The organism is Halomonas sp. PAMB 3232 (assembly GCF_031954225.1).
Classification (GTDB): domain Bacteria; phylum Pseudomonadota; class Gammaproteobacteria; order Pseudomonadales; family Halomonadaceae; genus Vreelandella.
The window spans coordinates 1,068,968-1,083,422 of record NZ_CP134865.1; the positions used below are offsets into that span (position 1 = coordinate 1,068,968).

The 14,455-nt window shown below is 62.2% G+C and carries 15 protein-coding genes; 11 read left to right on the plus strand and 4 right to left on the minus strand.

The features are described 5' to 3' along the window. Positions 1-123 precede the first annotated feature (123 nt). A complete protein-coding gene (locus tag RN346_RS04965) occupies positions 124-2,022 on the plus strand; it encodes an ABC transporter ATP-binding protein (protein ID WP_263584717.1) in 1,899 nt (632 codons plus the stop codon). Between the two features lie 43 nt (positions 2,023-2,065). Next, positions 2,066-3,079: an NAD(P)-dependent alcohol dehydrogenase gene (locus RN346_RS04970; RefSeq protein WP_263584716.1), complete on the plus strand. Its 1,014-nt coding sequence runs from the start codon at positions 2,066-2,068 to the stop codon at positions 3,077-3,079. A gap of 87 nt (positions 3,080-3,166) precedes the next feature. On the opposite strand, the gene RN346_RS04975 is transcribed toward RN346_RS04970, so the two are convergent. Further along, complete coding sequence (locus RN346_RS04975; protein WP_263584715.1) at positions 3,167-3,451, minus strand: hypothetical protein; 285 nt, start codon at positions 3,449-3,451, stop codon at positions 3,167-3,169. A 210-nt stretch (positions 3,452-3,661) separates the two neighbouring features. On the opposite strand from RN346_RS04975, the gene RN346_RS04980 reads away from it, so the two are divergent. Together RN346_RS04980 and RN346_RS04985 are read left to right on the plus strand one after the other, a co-directional pair. Then, the gene (locus RN346_RS04980; protein WP_311962334.1) at positions 3,662-4,810 is read left to right on the plus strand and encodes a hypothetical protein; all 1,149 of its coding nucleotides are present in this window, start codon (positions 3,662-3,664) and stop codon (positions 4,808-4,810) included. 8 nt (positions 4,811-4,818) lie between these two features. Next, positions 4,819-5,667 carry a mechanosensitive ion channel family protein gene (locus RN346_RS04985; protein ID WP_263584713.1) on the plus strand — a complete coding sequence of 283 codons (849 nt, stop codon included), beginning with the start codon at positions 4,819-4,821 and terminating at the stop codon, positions 5,665-5,667. A gap of 7 nt (positions 5,668-5,674) precedes the next feature. On the opposite strand, the gene RN346_RS04990 is transcribed toward RN346_RS04985, so the two are convergent. After that, a complete protein-coding gene (locus tag RN346_RS04990) occupies positions 5,675-6,406 on the minus strand; it encodes a YebC/PmpR family DNA-binding transcriptional regulator (RefSeq protein ID WP_263584712.1) in 732 nt (243 codons plus the stop codon). Positions 6,407-6,649: 243 nt separating this feature from the next. On the opposite strand from RN346_RS04990, the gene RN346_RS04995 reads away from it, so the two are divergent. Continuing rightward, on the plus strand, positions 6,650-7,273 hold the full coding sequence (locus RN346_RS04995; protein WP_263584711.1) for a LysE family translocator: 624 nt from the start codon (positions 6,650-6,652) through the stop codon (positions 7,271-7,273). A 51-nt stretch (positions 7,274-7,324) separates the two neighbouring features. After that, complete coding sequence (locus RN346_RS05000) at positions 7,325-7,813, plus strand: glutathione peroxidase (protein ID WP_263584710.1); 489 nt, start codon at positions 7,325-7,327, stop codon at positions 7,811-7,813. On the opposite strand, the gene RN346_RS05005 is transcribed toward RN346_RS05000, so the two are convergent. Continuing rightward, positions 7,801-8,193, minus strand: a complete 393-nt coding sequence (locus tag RN346_RS05005; RefSeq protein WP_263584709.1) for a hypothetical protein — start codon at positions 8,191-8,193, stop codon at positions 7,801-7,803. The genes RN346_RS05000 and RN346_RS05005 overlap by 13 nt on opposite strands. 188 nt (positions 8,194-8,381) lie before the next feature. On the opposite strand from RN346_RS05005, the gene fabV reads away from it, so the two are divergent. From fabV to RN346_RS05025, 4 genes are all read left to right on the plus strand, one after another. Continuing rightward, a complete protein-coding gene (fabV, locus tag RN346_RS05010; protein WP_263584708.1) occupies positions 8,382-9,587 on the plus strand; it encodes an enoyl-ACP reductase FabV in 1,206 nt (401 codons plus the stop codon). A gap of 74 nt (positions 9,588-9,661) precedes the next feature. After that, entirely contained in the window at positions 9,662-9,874 is a 213-nt protein-coding gene (locus RN346_RS05015; RefSeq protein ID WP_311960366.1) for a hypothetical protein, read from the plus strand. Positions 9,875-10,031: 157 nt separating this feature from the next. Then, positions 10,032-11,018, plus strand: coding sequence for a PRC-barrel domain-containing protein (locus tag RN346_RS05020; RefSeq protein WP_311962335.1), 987 nt, complete (start codon positions 10,032-10,034; stop codon positions 11,016-11,018). Between the two features lie 159 nt (positions 11,019-11,177). Further along, the gene (locus RN346_RS05025) at positions 11,178-12,152 is read left to right on the plus strand and encodes a GlxA family transcriptional regulator (RefSeq protein ID WP_311962336.1); all 975 of its coding nucleotides are present in this window, start codon (positions 11,178-11,180) and stop codon (positions 12,150-12,152) included. A 29-nt stretch (positions 12,153-12,181) separates the two neighbouring features. Here RN346_RS05025 and RN346_RS05030 read toward each other — a convergent pair whose 3' ends face one another. Then, a complete protein-coding gene (locus RN346_RS05030; RefSeq protein WP_311962337.1) occupies positions 12,182-12,976 on the minus strand; it encodes an SDR family oxidoreductase in 795 nt (264 codons plus the stop codon). A gap of 247 nt (positions 12,977-13,223) precedes the next feature. On the opposite strand from RN346_RS05030, the gene RN346_RS05035 reads away from it, so the two are divergent. Continuing rightward, positions 13,224-14,438, plus strand: coding sequence for an aspartate aminotransferase family protein (locus RN346_RS05035; RefSeq protein WP_311962338.1), 1,215 nt, complete (start codon positions 13,224-13,226; stop codon positions 14,436-14,438). Positions 14,439-14,455 lie beyond the last annotated feature (17 nt).

Sequence of the window (14,455 nt, forward strand, 5' to 3'; positions counted from 1 at the left end):
TCTCGTGCCAGGCTGTTCAGGCCACGCGTTGAACCTTTGATTTTGAACCATGCCCTGGTCGCGCCTTTCGTTACCCTTTTGAATGCTTTGTTATCCCCTGTCTTTTGGTTTCAAGGACCTTCCATGCTCGCTCGCACTATGAAATCGCTGTTTCAGTTTTTTGAGAACCGCGTGAACCCTTATCCACACGCGCAGATGACCACGCCGCCCAGGGGACTAGTGCCGTTCATCTGGCACTTCTCCAAACCGATCTGGCCGCTGTTGCTGGCCATGTCGCTGGTCACCGGCGCGGTGTCAGCGGCGGAGGTGTTCTTTTTTAGCTACATGGGCGAGCTGGTCGACTGGCTGGGGCAGGTCGAACGCGAAGGCTTCTGGCAGCAAAACGGTAGCTGGCTGATGGGCGTGGGGCTTCTGGTCGTCGTCGGGCTGCCGCTTCTGGTGCTGCTGCAGTCGCTGATCACCCATCAAAGCATTTTCGGCAACTACCCGATGATCGGTCGCTGGCTATCGCATCGCCACATGTTGAGCCAAAGCCTGGCGTTCTATCAGGACGAGTTCGCCGGGCGCGTGTCGCAAAAGGTGATGCAAACTGCCCTTGCCATCCGCGAAACGGTCACCAAGGTGATGGACCTGATGGTCTACGCGCTGGTCTATTTCACCGGTGCAGCGTTTCTGCTCGGCCGCGCCGACCCCTGGCTTTTGCTGCCGCTGGGGCTTTGGCTCATTGGGTATCTGGGCATCATGCGCTACTTCGTGCCTCGGCTTCGCGACGTCTCCATGGCCCAGGCGGACGCCCGTGCCGAGATGACCGGGCGCGTGGTGGATAGCTACAGCAACATTCAAACCATCAAGCTCTTTGCCGACACCCTGCGTGAGCAGCGCTACGCGAAAGACGCGATGGAGGGGTTTCTCACCACGGTGCACCGTCAGATGCGCCTGGTGACGGTGATGAGCGTCTGTTTGACGCTGCTCAATACGCTGCTGCTGGTCGGCATCGCCGGCATGGCGATCAGTGCCTGGTACGTCGAGGCGATTTCGCTTGGCGTGCTGGCGATCGCCATTGCGCTGGTGATGCGCATTCGCTTCATGTCCGACTGGATTTTGTGGGAAGTCGCCGGGCTGTTCGAGAACATCGGCACCGTGCAGGATGGCATGAACACCATCGCCCAGGCGCCGAGCATTCAGGACGCCCCGGGGGCGCCGCCGCTCAATGTTCCTCGCGGCGAAATCGTTTTTGATGCGCTCACCTTTCACTACACCCAGGCCAAAGGCGAGCACCGCACCGTGTTCGACGGCTTCGACCTGACGATCAAGCCCGGTGAGAAAATCGGCCTGATCGGCCGTTCAGGGGCGGGCAAGTCCACGCTTGCCAACCTGCTGCTGCGCTTTTACGACTTGCAGGGCGGGCGCATCCTGATCGATGGCCAGGACATTAGCGACGTGACCCAAACCTCGCTTCGCCACCAGATTGGCATGGTGACCCAGGATACGTCACTTCTGCACCGCTCGCTTCGAGACAACATCCGCTACGGAAGCCCTGATGCCAGCGACGAAGACGTCTGGCAAGCGGTGTGCCGGGCGCACGCCGACGGCTTTTTGCAGGAGCTGGTCGACCCGCACGGCCGGCGCGGGCTGGATGCCCACGTGGGCGAGCGCGGGGTCAAGCTCTCCGGTGGGCAGCGCCAGCGCATCGCCATCGCCCGTGTGCTTTTGAAAAACGCGCCGATTCTGGTGCTGGACGAAGCGACCTCGGCGCTCGATTCCGAAGTGGAGGCGGCGATTCAGGAGCAGCTCGACGCGCTGATGGAGGGCAAGACGGTGATCGCCATCGCCCACCGACTCTCGACGATCGCCATGCTCGACCGTTTGATCGTGGTCGACGGCGGCGAAATGGTCGAAAGCGGCACCCATCAGGAACTGCTGGCCAAAGGCGGCATCTACGCGAGTCTTTGGCAGCGCCAGTCCGGCGGATTTTTGGGGCTGGACGTGTCGGATGCGGATTCGTCTGCTAACGTGACGTAAGCGCAGTAGACCAGTTGATTAATGGATGAATCAGGAGGAGTGTATGTCCAACCGTACCGTTACCTTGAAGGCGCCCGGCGGGCTCGACCAGCTCGGCGTTTTCGAGCGTGAGGCTCCAAACGCGCCCGGCGCGGGTGAAATTCTCGTGCGCATTCACGCAAGCTCGCTCAACTTTCACGACTACGCAGTGGTCGCGGGCATGATCCCGACGGATGACGGGCGTATTCCGATGTCCGATGGCGCCGGCGTCGTCGAGGCGGTGGGCGAGGGCGTGACCGAATTCGCGGTCGGCGACCGGGTCGTGTCGACATTCTTCCCCACTTGGCTGGAAGGCCCGGCGCGGGTGGGCGATTTTCGCACCACGCCAGGCGACGGCGTGGACGGCTACGCCCGTGAGCAGATCACACGCCCGGCCACCTGGTTCACCCATCAGCCCGAAGGCTATAGCCATGCAGAGGCGGCAACATTAACCACCGCAGGGCTGACCGCCTGGCGGGCGCTGGTGGTCGATGGCGGCCTCAAGGCTGGCGACACCGTGCTGGTGCTCGGCACCGGCGGGGTGTCCATTTTCGCGCTGCAGTTCGCCAAAATGATGGGCGCGCGGGTCATCGCCACGTCGTCGTCCGACGAGAAGCTCGAAAAGCTCAAGGCGCTCGGCGCCGAGCACGTGATCAACTATCAAAAAACGCCGGAGTGGGGCAAGAAAGTCAAGGAGCTCACCGGCGGTGAAGGGGTCGATCACATCGTCGAGGTGGGCGGACCGAAAACGCTGCCTCAGTCGATCGACGCGGTGAAAATCGGTGGTCACATGGCGCTGATCGGCATTCTGACCGGACGCGAAGGCGATATTCCCACCGCCAAGCTGATGGCCAAGCAGGCCACGCTCAAGGGGCTGATCGTGGGCAGCCGCCGGGATCAGCTCGAGATGATTCGCGCCATCGAAGCCTCGCATTTGCGCCCGATTATCGATCGTGAATTCGGCCTTGAAGAGATTGGTGATGCCTTTCGCCACCAGGAGTCCGGCCAACACTTCGGCAAGATCTGTCTGAGCTTTTAAACGCCTCAAGCCATGTTCGGTAGTTTAAACGACGACTGCACGCCCAAAGGCGTGCAGTCGTTTTATAAGAGTCGTTTGAAGACGGGGTCAGGCGCTACGCTCGGTGGGCTCGCCGATGCGGCTATAGACCACACCCTTGACCTCGAGCTCCCACACGTCCTGGTAGGGGAGCGTCAATCCCTCGATCTCATCAGAAGCGCCTTGTGCGCTTTTGATGAGTGCCTCGGGAATGACCCTGACGCCTTTCGTATCGGCCTGTTGAATGCGCGCGCTAAAACGGTTGCCATCGTGGTCGATCAGCACCCGCTCACCTGACATGCATTTGGTCAGCTTTTCGTGAAGCTGACTTTCGTTAACTTGAACAACGCTCATTGCGACCTCCCGTTGGGCAACGACCGGTGATGACACCGGGGTCTACATGCTTGAGTGTTCTCCTGGCACCGCCGCGCGAAGGTCTTTTAACGGACTCTTGTTGCGGTCAGGTCTACCCCTATTGACCCTTTTACTCGCGTTAAGTTCGTAAGCACCGGCTCCGGTGCAGCGTGCTAAGCTGAACGTCTTTAGCAACCAACGAGATGCGCTATGGCAAAGCGTTCGGAAGATGCCTCTTCCCCCCTTTGGGAGATCGTCGAACTCGAGGCGTTTTCTACTCCACAGAAGACCCAGCAGTCCCGCCGTCAGCGCTACGTTCGCGCACTCAAGACCTGGCTCACAGGACAGCGCGCCGCCCAGCGACACGCGATCGAAGAGCAGAAGCTGAGAAAGCTTCCCGAAGTGCGCCTGGCCCACCTGGCCCCGCCCATCGACTGGTCCCGACCGGCCACTGCCCTGGGGGAGACGCTCGATCGCACGTTTTATCAGCAGCCGGTAGTGATTTTCATCACGCCTCCCTACGGCGGGCACCAGCAGATCGTTTCCCAGTGGGCCAGAGACCAGCAGGTGATGCTTGCCGAGTCGCCCTCGGTCGAGGCGCTGCTGGCGGCTGATACCGACTGGATCATGGCGTTCGACGGTCAGCAGCGCTGGGCGCTACCGGCGCTGGAGCGCTGTTTCTTACGCAATCACGCCGGCATTCAGGGGGTGCGTGCCTTTCTGGAGCGCGCGCTCGGTGGGCATCTTGGCCAGGGCGTGATTGGCTGCGATAGCTGGAGCTACGCTTTTCTCAAGCACATCATCGGCCTGGACAGCGTGCCGACATTGACCCTGCAGGCCGTGGAGGGGGAGCAGCTTGCCGAGTACTTCATCGGCGCGGGGTCGGGGCACCAGGCGCTCACGGTCTACAGCACGCGCACCGGCGAGCCGCTGACCGTCGAGAGCCAGCAAACGCATAAACACGAAAGCGATATGCAGTACCTGGCCGTGCACTGTCGTGGCCAGCTCGGCATCGCGCGCAGCTACTGGCGCGAGCAACTTCGCGAGCCAATCGAAGAGAGTGGTCACGACGATGAGCTTTGGCTGCTCGATGCGCTAAACGAAGCGGAGCTGACCAATGAAACCGGCGATGTCGCCACGCTCGTGCTGCATTCGCTGCTCATCCACGGCGGGCTTTGCGACCAGGCACTGCCCGAGGTCGTGCCGTTCACCCGCTCCGAGACGCTCAACGCGCGGATGGTGCTGTCCCGGCAGGGGGTTCTCACGCATTACGAAGGGCGATGGCAGGTAGCCCCTCTGGCGTATACCAGCGTTCGCGAGCTTTTGTCCTCGCGTAACTATCTCATCGACCCGCTTTAGGACGTTTCATGGAAGAGCGCAAACGCTACGCCGAGCTATTCAACGATATCGATACCAGTACGGTCATCACCGTCGGCCTGATTCTATTGGCGACGATTCTTCTGATCGTTTTGAGCCAGCGCGGATTGAACTGGCTGGCCAACCGGCTTCACGGCCAGCTTCGCTTTCGCGTGTTCGCGCTGGTGCCGCTGACCAGGCTTCTGATTCTGATTGCGGCGATCGTGTTGATCGTGCCCATGATCATCGACCCATCGCTTCGCAACATGGTGACGCTATTCGGCGCGCTGGGGCTGGCGGTCGGTTTCGCGCTGAAGGACTACGTGAGCAGCCTGATTGCGGGGGTGGTGTCGGCGGTAGAGCTTCCCTACCGCCCCGGAGACTGGGTGCAGATCGAGGATGCCTATGGTGAGGTGAAGCACGTGGGCATGCGCACCGTGCACATCCAGACCCCGGACGACGACCTGGTCGCCATGCCGCACCTGAAGCTGTGGGATACGCCGGTCTATAACGCCAACAACGGTGGGCCGTCGCTACAGTGCGTGACGAGCTTCTATCTTTGCGTCGATGACGCTGCGGGCTGGGTGCGCCAGGCGCTCAAGGACGTGGCGCTGACCAGCGCGTATTTAAGGTTCGATGCGCCAATCATCGTCGTTGCCGAGGAAAAACCCTGGGGCACGCACTATCGCATTCGCGCCTACCCGGTCGACCCGCGTCAGCAATTTTTGTTCATTACCGACCTGACCGTGCGCGCCAAACAGGTGCTCAGTCAGGCCGGGATCAAAACCGCGCATCTGCCGCCGGACACCGCGCTCGATGCCGGTGAGGTGACCTCGGGGCCGAGCAAGCCGCGCGGCTAGCGCGGGCTTAGCTTTCCTGCTCGGGCAGCTCGGCGCTGTGAAAGACGTTTTGCACGTCGTCCAGATCGTTGAGCATGTCGAAGAATTTCTCGAACATCACCGCGTCGTCGCCTTCCACCGGCGTGGTGGTCTGGGGCAAGAACTGGATTTCGTCGGCTTCGAAATCGAGCTCGCCAAAGGCGTCGATCAGCGCCTGCTTGGCCTTGGCGTAATCGGTGTGCGGCGCGAAAACGGTGATGCGCTCCTCTTCCTGCTCGATGTCGGTGACGTCGACATCGGCTTCCATCAGCGCCTCGAGCACCGCTTCCTCGTCTTGCCCCTTGAAGGAGAAGATCGCGCAGTGGTCGAACATGTGGCTCACGCTTCCGGGCGTGCCGATCTTGCTTTTGGTCTTGGTAAAGCAGCCGCGCACGTCGCCAAAGGTGCGGTTCGGGTTGTCGGTCAGACACTCGACGATCACCATGGCGTTGCCCGGGCCAAAGCCTTCGTAGCGGGCGGTAGAGAAGTCCTCGCCGCCGGCGCCCGACGCTTTATCCAACGCCTTGTCGATCACGTGCGAAGGCACTTGATCCTTCTTGGCGCGCTCCATCAGGCCACGCAGCGCCAGGTTGCCGTTGGGGTCGGTGCCGCCGGACTTGGCGACGACATAAATCTCGCGCCCGTACTTGCTGTACACCTTGGTTTTCGCCGCGGCCGTCTTGGCCATCGATTCCTTGCGGTTTTGAAACGCCCTACCCATGTTAACGTCCTTTCATCGCCTAAAGCTGCCTGAACGCCAGGCGCTATATTCATCAACGCCATGGTAAATCGACATCGCGAGCCCTGGAGCTCGGGACGATCAACGCCATGGTTCATCAAAAGGGAAAAATTTTACCCAACAGCGTAACATGCTAACAGCGTTATTTAAGACCGCGTGGCGGGGAGTGTTTCGCCGCGCTTGAAAGCCGCCCTTGGCGACGATAAAAACGAGAAGGAAGAAAGCATGCCGCTGTCACTTTGGCTGTCGCTGGCCGCCATTTGTACCATGGGCGCGATGTCGCCCGGGCCAAGCCTGGCGCTCGTGTTACGCCACACTTTGGGGGGCGGGCGCCAAAGCGGAATGATCGCGGCGGTGGCCCACGCGCTTGGCGTAGGTATCTACGCGCTATTGACGGTGCTGGGGCTTGGCGCGCTGATCGCGAGTCACCCGGAGCTCTTTCGCTGGGTGACCTGGCTTGGGGCCGCCTATCTTGCCTGGCTTGGCGTCAAGGCGTTGCGCGCCGGCCGTTCAGGCGTACTCTCGCCAGCCCACGTGGCAACGACGAGGCGTCTGGCCGCAAAAGAGGGGCTATTGGTGGCGCTGATCAACCCCAAGCTGATTCTCTTTTTCGTGGCGCTTCTGAGTCAGTTCGTATCGCCGGACATGGGGCTTTTCGCCAAACTGATCATCGTGATGACGGCGGTCGTGATCGACGGCGGATGGTATTTGATCGTTGCCCTCGGGCTTTCGCACTCTTCCGTGCTGCCTTGGCTTCAGCGCCGCTCGCACTGGGTCAACCGGGTGACCGGTGTGCTGCTTTTACTACTGGCGCTGCGCGTGGTGATGGGGCCGCTGGTCGAGGCGTAATGCGCCGGGTAACGTCATCGTTTTCAACGGGTTTTCGACAAGGGCTTTGCCATGACCATTTTCGAGCAGGACTGCCATACCCATCAGGGCGAACCGTTCAACCTGCGCGCGCTGAAAGGGCAGGTGCTGCTGGTAGTGAACGTCGCAAGCCAGTGCGGCTTCACTCCGCAGCTCGAGGAGCTCGAAAGCCTTTACAAGCGCTATCGCGACCGCGGCTTCACCGTGCTCGGCTTTCCCTGTAACCAGTTCGGCCGTCAGTCGCCGGAGAGCGCCGAGGCGTTTTGCCAATTCGGCGAGCAGCGCTTCGGGGTGCATTTTCCGCTAATGGAGAAGGTGCGGGTCAACGGGCCCGAGGCGCATCCGTTGTTCGCCGCGCTCAAACGCGACGCGCCGGGACTTTTAGGCACCCGCATGATCAAGTGGAACTTCACCAAGTTTCTGGTCGGCCGCGACGGCCGGGTGATCGCGCGCTTCGGCCCCAGGGAGCGCGGCCTGACGCTGCGCCGGGCGGTGGAAGCCGCGCTCGATCAGGAGCCCTGAACGTCCCCGCGCGCGACCATCAGCCGCTGCATCAGCGCGCCCCAGCGGTGGCGCACCATCATCGTGGTCAATCCCGAAAACAGCGCCCAGCTCTTGCGCCGCCAGCCGCGCAAGCGCAGGTTGTGCGAGACGAGCTGCTGCATCAGCTTACGATCGTCGAACGCTCGCCATTCACTGGCAATGGAGAGCTGATGGCGCGCCATCACCGGCGCGAGCTCCAGGCGAAACATCCACTCGAGCTCCTTGAGCGACAACCCATGCGCCTGGATCACCTCGATCATGTGCGCGTAGTCGCGCTCGCCGGGCTCGCGGTCGAGCCAGAGCGGGGCGAGGGCGAGCCAAACGTCGCCACGTTCATCCACTAACTGCTGTGCGTTCATTGGTTCATCATCGCGAATTGGCCGTCCAGGCATCGGCCCTTACAGGGCCTGATACGTTCATCTGAGTATCCTGACGCGAAAACCCGCCAGGCTCAAGTGCGGACAGCGTCGCCTCGGCCCGCTAGAATGGGCGCCAACGCCACGGGCCTGCCCGTCGATGAACCCCGATTTTCGATAAGGAGATCCCAGTGATTATCAAACCCAAAGTACGCGGCTTTATCTGCACCACCACGCACCCCAAGGGCTGCGAGCAAAACGTGCGCGAACAGATCGAGGCGACCAGAGCCCGCGGTCTGGACAAGCGCCAAGGCCCGAAAAAGGTGCTCGTGATCGGCGCCTCCAGTGGTTACGGCCTGGCGGCGCGCGTCACCGCCGCCTTTGGCTATGGCGCCGACACGCTGGGCGTGTTTTTCGAAAAGCCCGGCACCGAGAAAAAGCCCGGCACCGCCGGCTGGTACAACAGCGCCGCGTTCGACAAGTTCGCCAAGCAGGAAGGCCTCTACAGCAAGGCGATCAACGGCGATGCCTTCTCTCATGAAGCCCGTGAGAAAGCCATCGAACTGATCAAGCAGGACATGGGGCAGGTGGATCTGGTGGTCTACTCACTCGCCTCCCCGGTACGTAAGCTGCCGGATACCGGCGAGCTCAAGCGCTCAAGCCTTAAGCCGATCGGCGAGACCTACCGCGCCACGGCGATCGACACCAACAAGGACACCATCATCGAAGCCGAAGTCGAGCCCGCGACCCAGGCCGAGATCGATGACACCATCACCGTGATGGGCGGCGAGGACTGGGAGCTCTGGATGAACGCCCTGGCGGATGCCGATGTGCTGGCCCCGGGGGCGAAAAGCGTGGCGTTCAGCTACATCGGCACCGAGATCACCTGGCCGATCTACTGGCACGGCGCGCTTGGCAAGGCAAAAGAGGATCTGGACCGCGCGGCCACGGCCATCGACGCCAAGCTGGGTGAGACCGGCGGCCAGGCGAACGTGGCAGTGCTCAAGTCTGTGGTGACACAGGCGAGTGCGGCCATTCCGGTCATGCCGCTCTATATCGCCATGGTGTATCGCATCATGAAAGAGCAGGGCCTGCACGAAGGCACCATCGACCAGCTCAACCGCCTGTTCGGCGAGCGCCTCTACGCCGAAGACAAGAGTGCCCAGGGGCTCGACGAGATGGGGCGTTTTCGTCTGGACGACTGGGAGCTACGCGACGACGTCCAGAAGGCGTGTCAGGATCTGTGGCCGGAAGTCACCAGCGACAACCTTTTCGAGATTACCGACTATGCTGGTTACAAGCACGAATTCCTGAAACTGTTCGGCTTCGAGCGTGAGGACGTCGACTACGACGCCGACGTCGACCCGGAGGTCGATTTCGACGTCGTCTCGCTTTAACGGCGCTTTTCAAAAAGGCTCGAAGCCTGTGAGGGCGGGCGCCCGTCCCGGGCGCCCGCTCAAGAGGCGAGGCCATGGATACCCGCGAAAGTAAAACGCCCAAACAAGAGAAAGAGCACGTAATGGGCCAGCGCCAACCTGAACGGGCGCCGCAGATGCCCGCTCATCGACAGCCCGAAGCAAGGCGCTCCCCCAAAGGATTTTATAAACTCCTGCCCATCGTCGTTTCCGTACTTGCCGTGGCGCTCGCACTGTTCATTATTGCGGGCATACTGCTCGGTAAGTGACCCGCACCGACGTTGCAGCCAGACTCTTTCAAACAGACCTTTCAGCCAGACCCAAGCGTCTCCCGATGCCGTTGACCGTGCGGGCGCAAAATAAATTGCGTATCGCGGCTTTGCTCACTAGCTTCAATAGAGTCGATCAACTACAAGGAGTCACCCCATGAAACGGACAGCACTGGCGGTCGCCATCGCCGCGATCTGCGCGGGCACGTCGTTTGGCGCCCTGGCCGAAGAAGAGAGTCCGGCGGCGTCCGGCGGTTCCAACGAGCAGCAACAGACGTCAGGAGCGGCTGCCCAGGGCGCGCAGGGGGCGCAAAGCCAGACCAGCACCGAAGACGACACCGACGGTAGCGACGCGCAAAGCGGCGATACCGATATGGACGCCGATACTGACACGGATACCGATACCGACATGGAAGCGGATACCGACATGGGGACGGCGGCCGAGCCCGACGCCAATGCGGACACCGACAGCGGCACCGGTAGCGCCTCCGGCGCCGACAACGAAAGCCAGGGCCAGATGAGCGATGACCAGGGCAGCGATGCTGACATGAGTAGCGACGCTGACGCCCAGGCCGACGCGGTAGACGATACCGAAAGCGACGGCCAGATGGAGAGTCCGCCCTCAACCAACTCCGACGACGCCACGACCGAGGAAGCCATGGCGGCGGAGGAGTCCATGACCGAAGAGGCCGCTGACGACAGCGACGGCCAGATGGACGGCAACCAGGGCCGTAGCCCGAACGCCATGGAAGATCCGGACAACCTCGAGCCTGACGAAACGCTCGCCGAAAACGACACCCAGGGCGGCCTGATGTCGCTGACGATCAGCGATGTCGAAGGCATGACGGTAGTCAATCAGGAAGGCGAGGAGATCGGCGAGGTCGATAACGTGGTCGAGCACAACGACTCCGGCGACCTTTACGCCGTCGTTTCCATTGGCGGCTTCTGGGGCTTCGGTGCCACCGATGTGGCGCTGGCGCTGCAGGAGATCAATCTCGAAGACGACCAGCTGGTGATGCAAACCACCTACGGTAGCGACGAAATCGAGTCCGCGACCGAGGAGTACAACGAGGACAACTACAGCCAGGTCGACGGCGACATGCAGGTGGGCGAGCTCGCCAACCATCCGAACCGCGGCCAGTAAGGCGCCACGTTCGTGGCAAGCCTTCGCTGGCGCTAAAACGCACAGGGCAAGGGGCTTCCCCCTTGCCCTGTTTGCGTTGGCCGCTTTTCTTACAAAGCCGCACTGATTCCCCGGGCGTTATTGGTTAAGATATCCCTTTGTTTTCAACCGGTCGTTTTCATGGCGCACGCGTCACCTATCGATGCTCCTTCGTCCACTCCGAAGCGATTCGGCGTGCTGCTGCTGCCCGGCTTCTCTCTGCTCTCTCACGCTTGCCTGGTCGAGCCGCTGCTGCTGGCCAATCAGCTCAGCGGCCAGAGCCGCTATCAGGTGGTCTCGCTCGGCCTTGAAAAAGGCAGCGTGCGCAGCGCCGCCGCCCTCAGCGCCGAGGTCGAGTTCGGGCTCGGCGACGGTGCAGAGGCCTTTGATTGCGTGTTCATCGCCGCGCCTTCGCCGCTGCCCTATCCGCTCGGCGCGGCGCTGGTAGGGTGGCTGCGCACGCTCCCTTCGAAAACGGCGCTAGGGGGGCTTGCCGGTGGAAGCGAGGTGCTGGCGCGCTGTGGGCTTTTGGACGGTTACCGGGCGACGCTTCCCTGGCAGCGCTTTGCCGCGCTCTCTCAGGCCTACCCGGCGGTCACCTTCACCCAGACCCTGTTCGAGATCGACCGTGACCGCCTGAGTGCGGCCGGCGGCACCGCCGCGCTCGATATGACGCTAACGCTGATTCGCCGCGAGCTGGGGGCCGAACTGGCCCAGCGGGTCTCCGAGCAGTTCGCCTACGAGCGCGTGCGCACCGCCGACGAGCCCCAGCATGTACCGCTTCGAAGCCGCCTGGGCCACGCGCCGCAAAGCCTGGTGGACGCGGTGGCGCTGATGGAGGCGAACATCGAAGAGCCGTTTTCGACGCTGGAGCTCGCCGAGCATCTGGGCGTCTCGCGCCGCCAGCTCGAACGGCTGTTCAAGAAATACCTGCAGGCGGTACCGAGCCGCTACTACCTGGATTTGCGCCTGCAGGCCGGGCGCTCGCGGCTGCGCGAAAGCGACCAGCCGATCGGTGAGATCGCGCTGGCCGTGGGGTTTTCTTCCGGGGCGCACTTCTCGACCGCCTACCGCAACCACTTCGGCCTGACGCCCCGGGAAGAGCGATTGACCTGACGCGCCCCACGTGACGTCTCGTACAGCGCCTAGGCCATGGTATCCACGATACCGCCTTCGACCCGCAGCGCCGCACCGGTGGTGGCGCTGGCTTGCTCGGAGGCAACGTAGACGCACAGATTCGCGACTTCGTCGGTGTCGGCGAGCCGGTGAATGATCGACGAGGGCCGGTTTTCGTCGATAAAGCGCGCCTCCGCCTCCTCGATCGACATATCTTTCTCGCGCGCCTGCTCTTCGATCATGGCATTGACGCTTTCCGAGCGGGTCGGGCCGGGCAGAATGGCATTCACCGTGACCCGTGTGCCGGTGAGCACCTTGGCGAGCCCGCGCGACACGGACTGCAGTGCGGCCTTGGTCATACCGTAGTGGACCATCTCGGTGGGGATGTTCAGCGCCGACTCGCTGGAGATGAACTGGATCCGGCCCCAATTGCGCTCGCGCATGCCGCGGGCGTAGTGGCGCGACAGGCGCACCGCGCTCATCACGTTGGTGTCGAAAAAGCGCTGCCAGGTATCGTCATCGGTATCAAAAAAGTCGCCGGCTTCAAAGATACCGACGTTGTTGATCAGGATGTCGGCCTCCGGCACGCGCTCGATCAGTTTCTGGCAACCGTCTGCGGTGCTCAAATCCACCGCCACGCCGGTGGCGTTGGCGTTTTCGACGTCGCGCCCGAGTGTTTCCAGCGCCTGGTCGATCCGCTCCTTGCTGCGCCCGGTCACCACGACGCTGGCGCCCGCCGCGGCGAGCCCCTTGGCGATCGCGTAGCCAATGCCCCCGGTAGAGCCCGTGATCACCGCGCGTTTACCGCTCAAATCGATCTGCATACGTTTCTCCTGGAAGGGTCGTCAAAACGGCTCGGGCCGTCGTGTTAGCCGGCTAATCATCGCGTTAATCACTATGGTCGCTGACGCTTAAAAATCAAGCCGACACTTTTTTTAAAAAGTGCCCCGCCATGAGCAACTCGCGCATCGGTTGTCGCCGCTTTACATAATTAACCGTCTCAATCGTGAAAGTGCGAAACGCGATCGTCTGCGTATACTGGAACTCTTTTGCCCGTAACCGGAGAGTCACATGAGCCACACGCCCAGCCGTCAGGATTTCGACACCTACATGACGCCCAATTACGCGCCGCAGCAGGTGGTGCCGGTGCGCGGCGAGGGCAGCCGCCTGTGGGATCAGGAAGGGCGTGAGTACATCGACCTGGCCGGCGGTATCGCCGTCAATGCGCTCGGCCACTGCCACCCAGCGCTGGTCGGCGCGCTCAAGGAGCAGGGCGAAAAGCTCTGGCACCTCTCCAACATCTATACCAACGAGCCGGCCTTGGCGCTTGCCCGCAAGCTGGTCGACAGCACCTTCGCCGAGAAGGTCTATCTCTGCTCTTCCGGCGGCGAGGCCAACGAGGCCGCGCTGAAGCTGGCTCGGCGCTACGCGTTCGATCATTTCGGCAAGCAAAAGGACAAGATCATCTCCTTTCGCCAGTCGTTTCACGGCCGCACGCTCTTCACCGTCACCGTTGGCGGCCAGCCCAAATACTCCGAAGGCTTCGGCCCGGTGCCCGGCGCTATCCAGCACGCCGAGTACAACGACCTGGAGAGCGTGCGCGCGCTGATCGACGACGACACCTGTGCGGTGATGGTCGAGCCGATGCAGGGCGAAGGCGGCGTCATTCCCGCCACCCAGGCGTTTCTCGAAGGCCTTCGCGCGCTGTGCGACGAGCACCAGGCGCTATTGATTTTCGACGAGGTGCAAACCGGCGTCGGGCGCAGCGGCAAGCTCTACGCCTATCAGCACTTTGGGGTGACGCCGGACATTCTGACCACCGCCAAATCCCTGGGCGGCGGCTTCCCCATGGCGGCCATGCTGACCACCGATAACATCGGCGCCTCATTGGGTTTCGGCACCCACGGCTCGACCTACGGCGGTAACGCCCTGGGCTCGGCGGTCGCACTCGCCGCTCTCGAAGTGATCGATACCCCGGAAGTGCTCGACGGCGTCCAGGCGCGCCACCAGCTCTTTCGCAAGCACCTGGAGGCGATCAACGAGAAGTACGGCGTGTTCAAGGAGATCCGCGGTATGGGCCTGTTGATGGGCGCGCAGATGAGCGATGCCTTCGAGGGGCGTGCCAAGGACATCCTGCCGCTGGCCATCGAAGAGGGACTAATGGCGCTGATTGCCGGGCCCAACGTGCTGCGTTTGGCGCCGTCGCTGGTGATTCCCGAGGCGGATATAGAGGAGGCCATGGCGCGGTTGGAGCGTGCGATCAAACGCCTCGTCGCGCATTCATGAACCGTGCCGAGCAGGCC

Coding starts and splice junctions, on each gene's coding strand:
- RN346_RS05035 (WP_311962338.1), top strand. CDS start 13,224: ATGAGCCACACGCCCAGCCGTCAGGATTTCGACACCTACATGACGCCC.
- RN346_RS04995 (WP_263584711.1), top strand. CDS start 6,650: ATGCCGCTGTCACTTTGGCTGTCGCTGGCCGCCATTTGTACCATGGGC.
- RN346_RS04975 (WP_263584715.1), bottom strand. CDS start 3,451: ATGAGCGTTGTTCAAGTTAACGAAAGTCAGCTTCACGAAAAGCTGACC.
- RN346_RS04985 (WP_263584713.1), top strand. CDS start 4,819: ATGGAAGAGCGCAAACGCTACGCCGAGCTATTCAACGATATCGATACC.
- RN346_RS04990 (WP_263584712.1), bottom strand. CDS start 6,406: ATGGGTAGGGCGTTTCAAAACCGCAAGGAATCGATGGCCAAGACGGCC.
- RN346_RS04970 (WP_263584716.1), top strand. CDS start 2,066: ATGTCCAACCGTACCGTTACCTTGAAGGCGCCCGGCGGGCTCGACCAG.
- RN346_RS04965 (WP_263584717.1), top strand. CDS start 124: ATGCTCGCTCGCACTATGAAATCGCTGTTTCAGTTTTTTGAGAACCGC.
- RN346_RS05025 (WP_311962336.1), top strand. CDS start 11,178: ATGGCGCACGCGTCACCTATCGATGCTCCTTCGTCCACTCCGAAGCGA.
- RN346_RS04980 (WP_311962334.1), top strand. CDS start 3,662: ATGGCAAAGCGTTCGGAAGATGCCTCTTCCCCCCTTTGGGAGATCGTC.
- RN346_RS05015 (WP_311960366.1), top strand. CDS start 9,662: ATGGATACCCGCGAAAGTAAAACGCCCAAACAAGAGAAAGAGCACGTA.
- RN346_RS05030 (WP_311962337.1), bottom strand. CDS start 12,976: ATGCAGATCGATTTGAGCGGTAAACGCGCGGTGATCACGGGCTCTACC.
- RN346_RS05005 (WP_263584709.1), bottom strand. CDS start 8,193: ATGAACGCACAGCAGTTAGTGGATGAACGTGGCGACGTTTGGCTCGCC.
- RN346_RS05000 (WP_263584710.1), top strand. CDS start 7,325: ATGACCATTTTCGAGCAGGACTGCCATACCCATCAGGGCGAACCGTTC.
- RN346_RS05020 (WP_311962335.1), top strand. CDS start 10,032: ATGAAACGGACAGCACTGGCGGTCGCCATCGCCGCGATCTGCGCGGGC.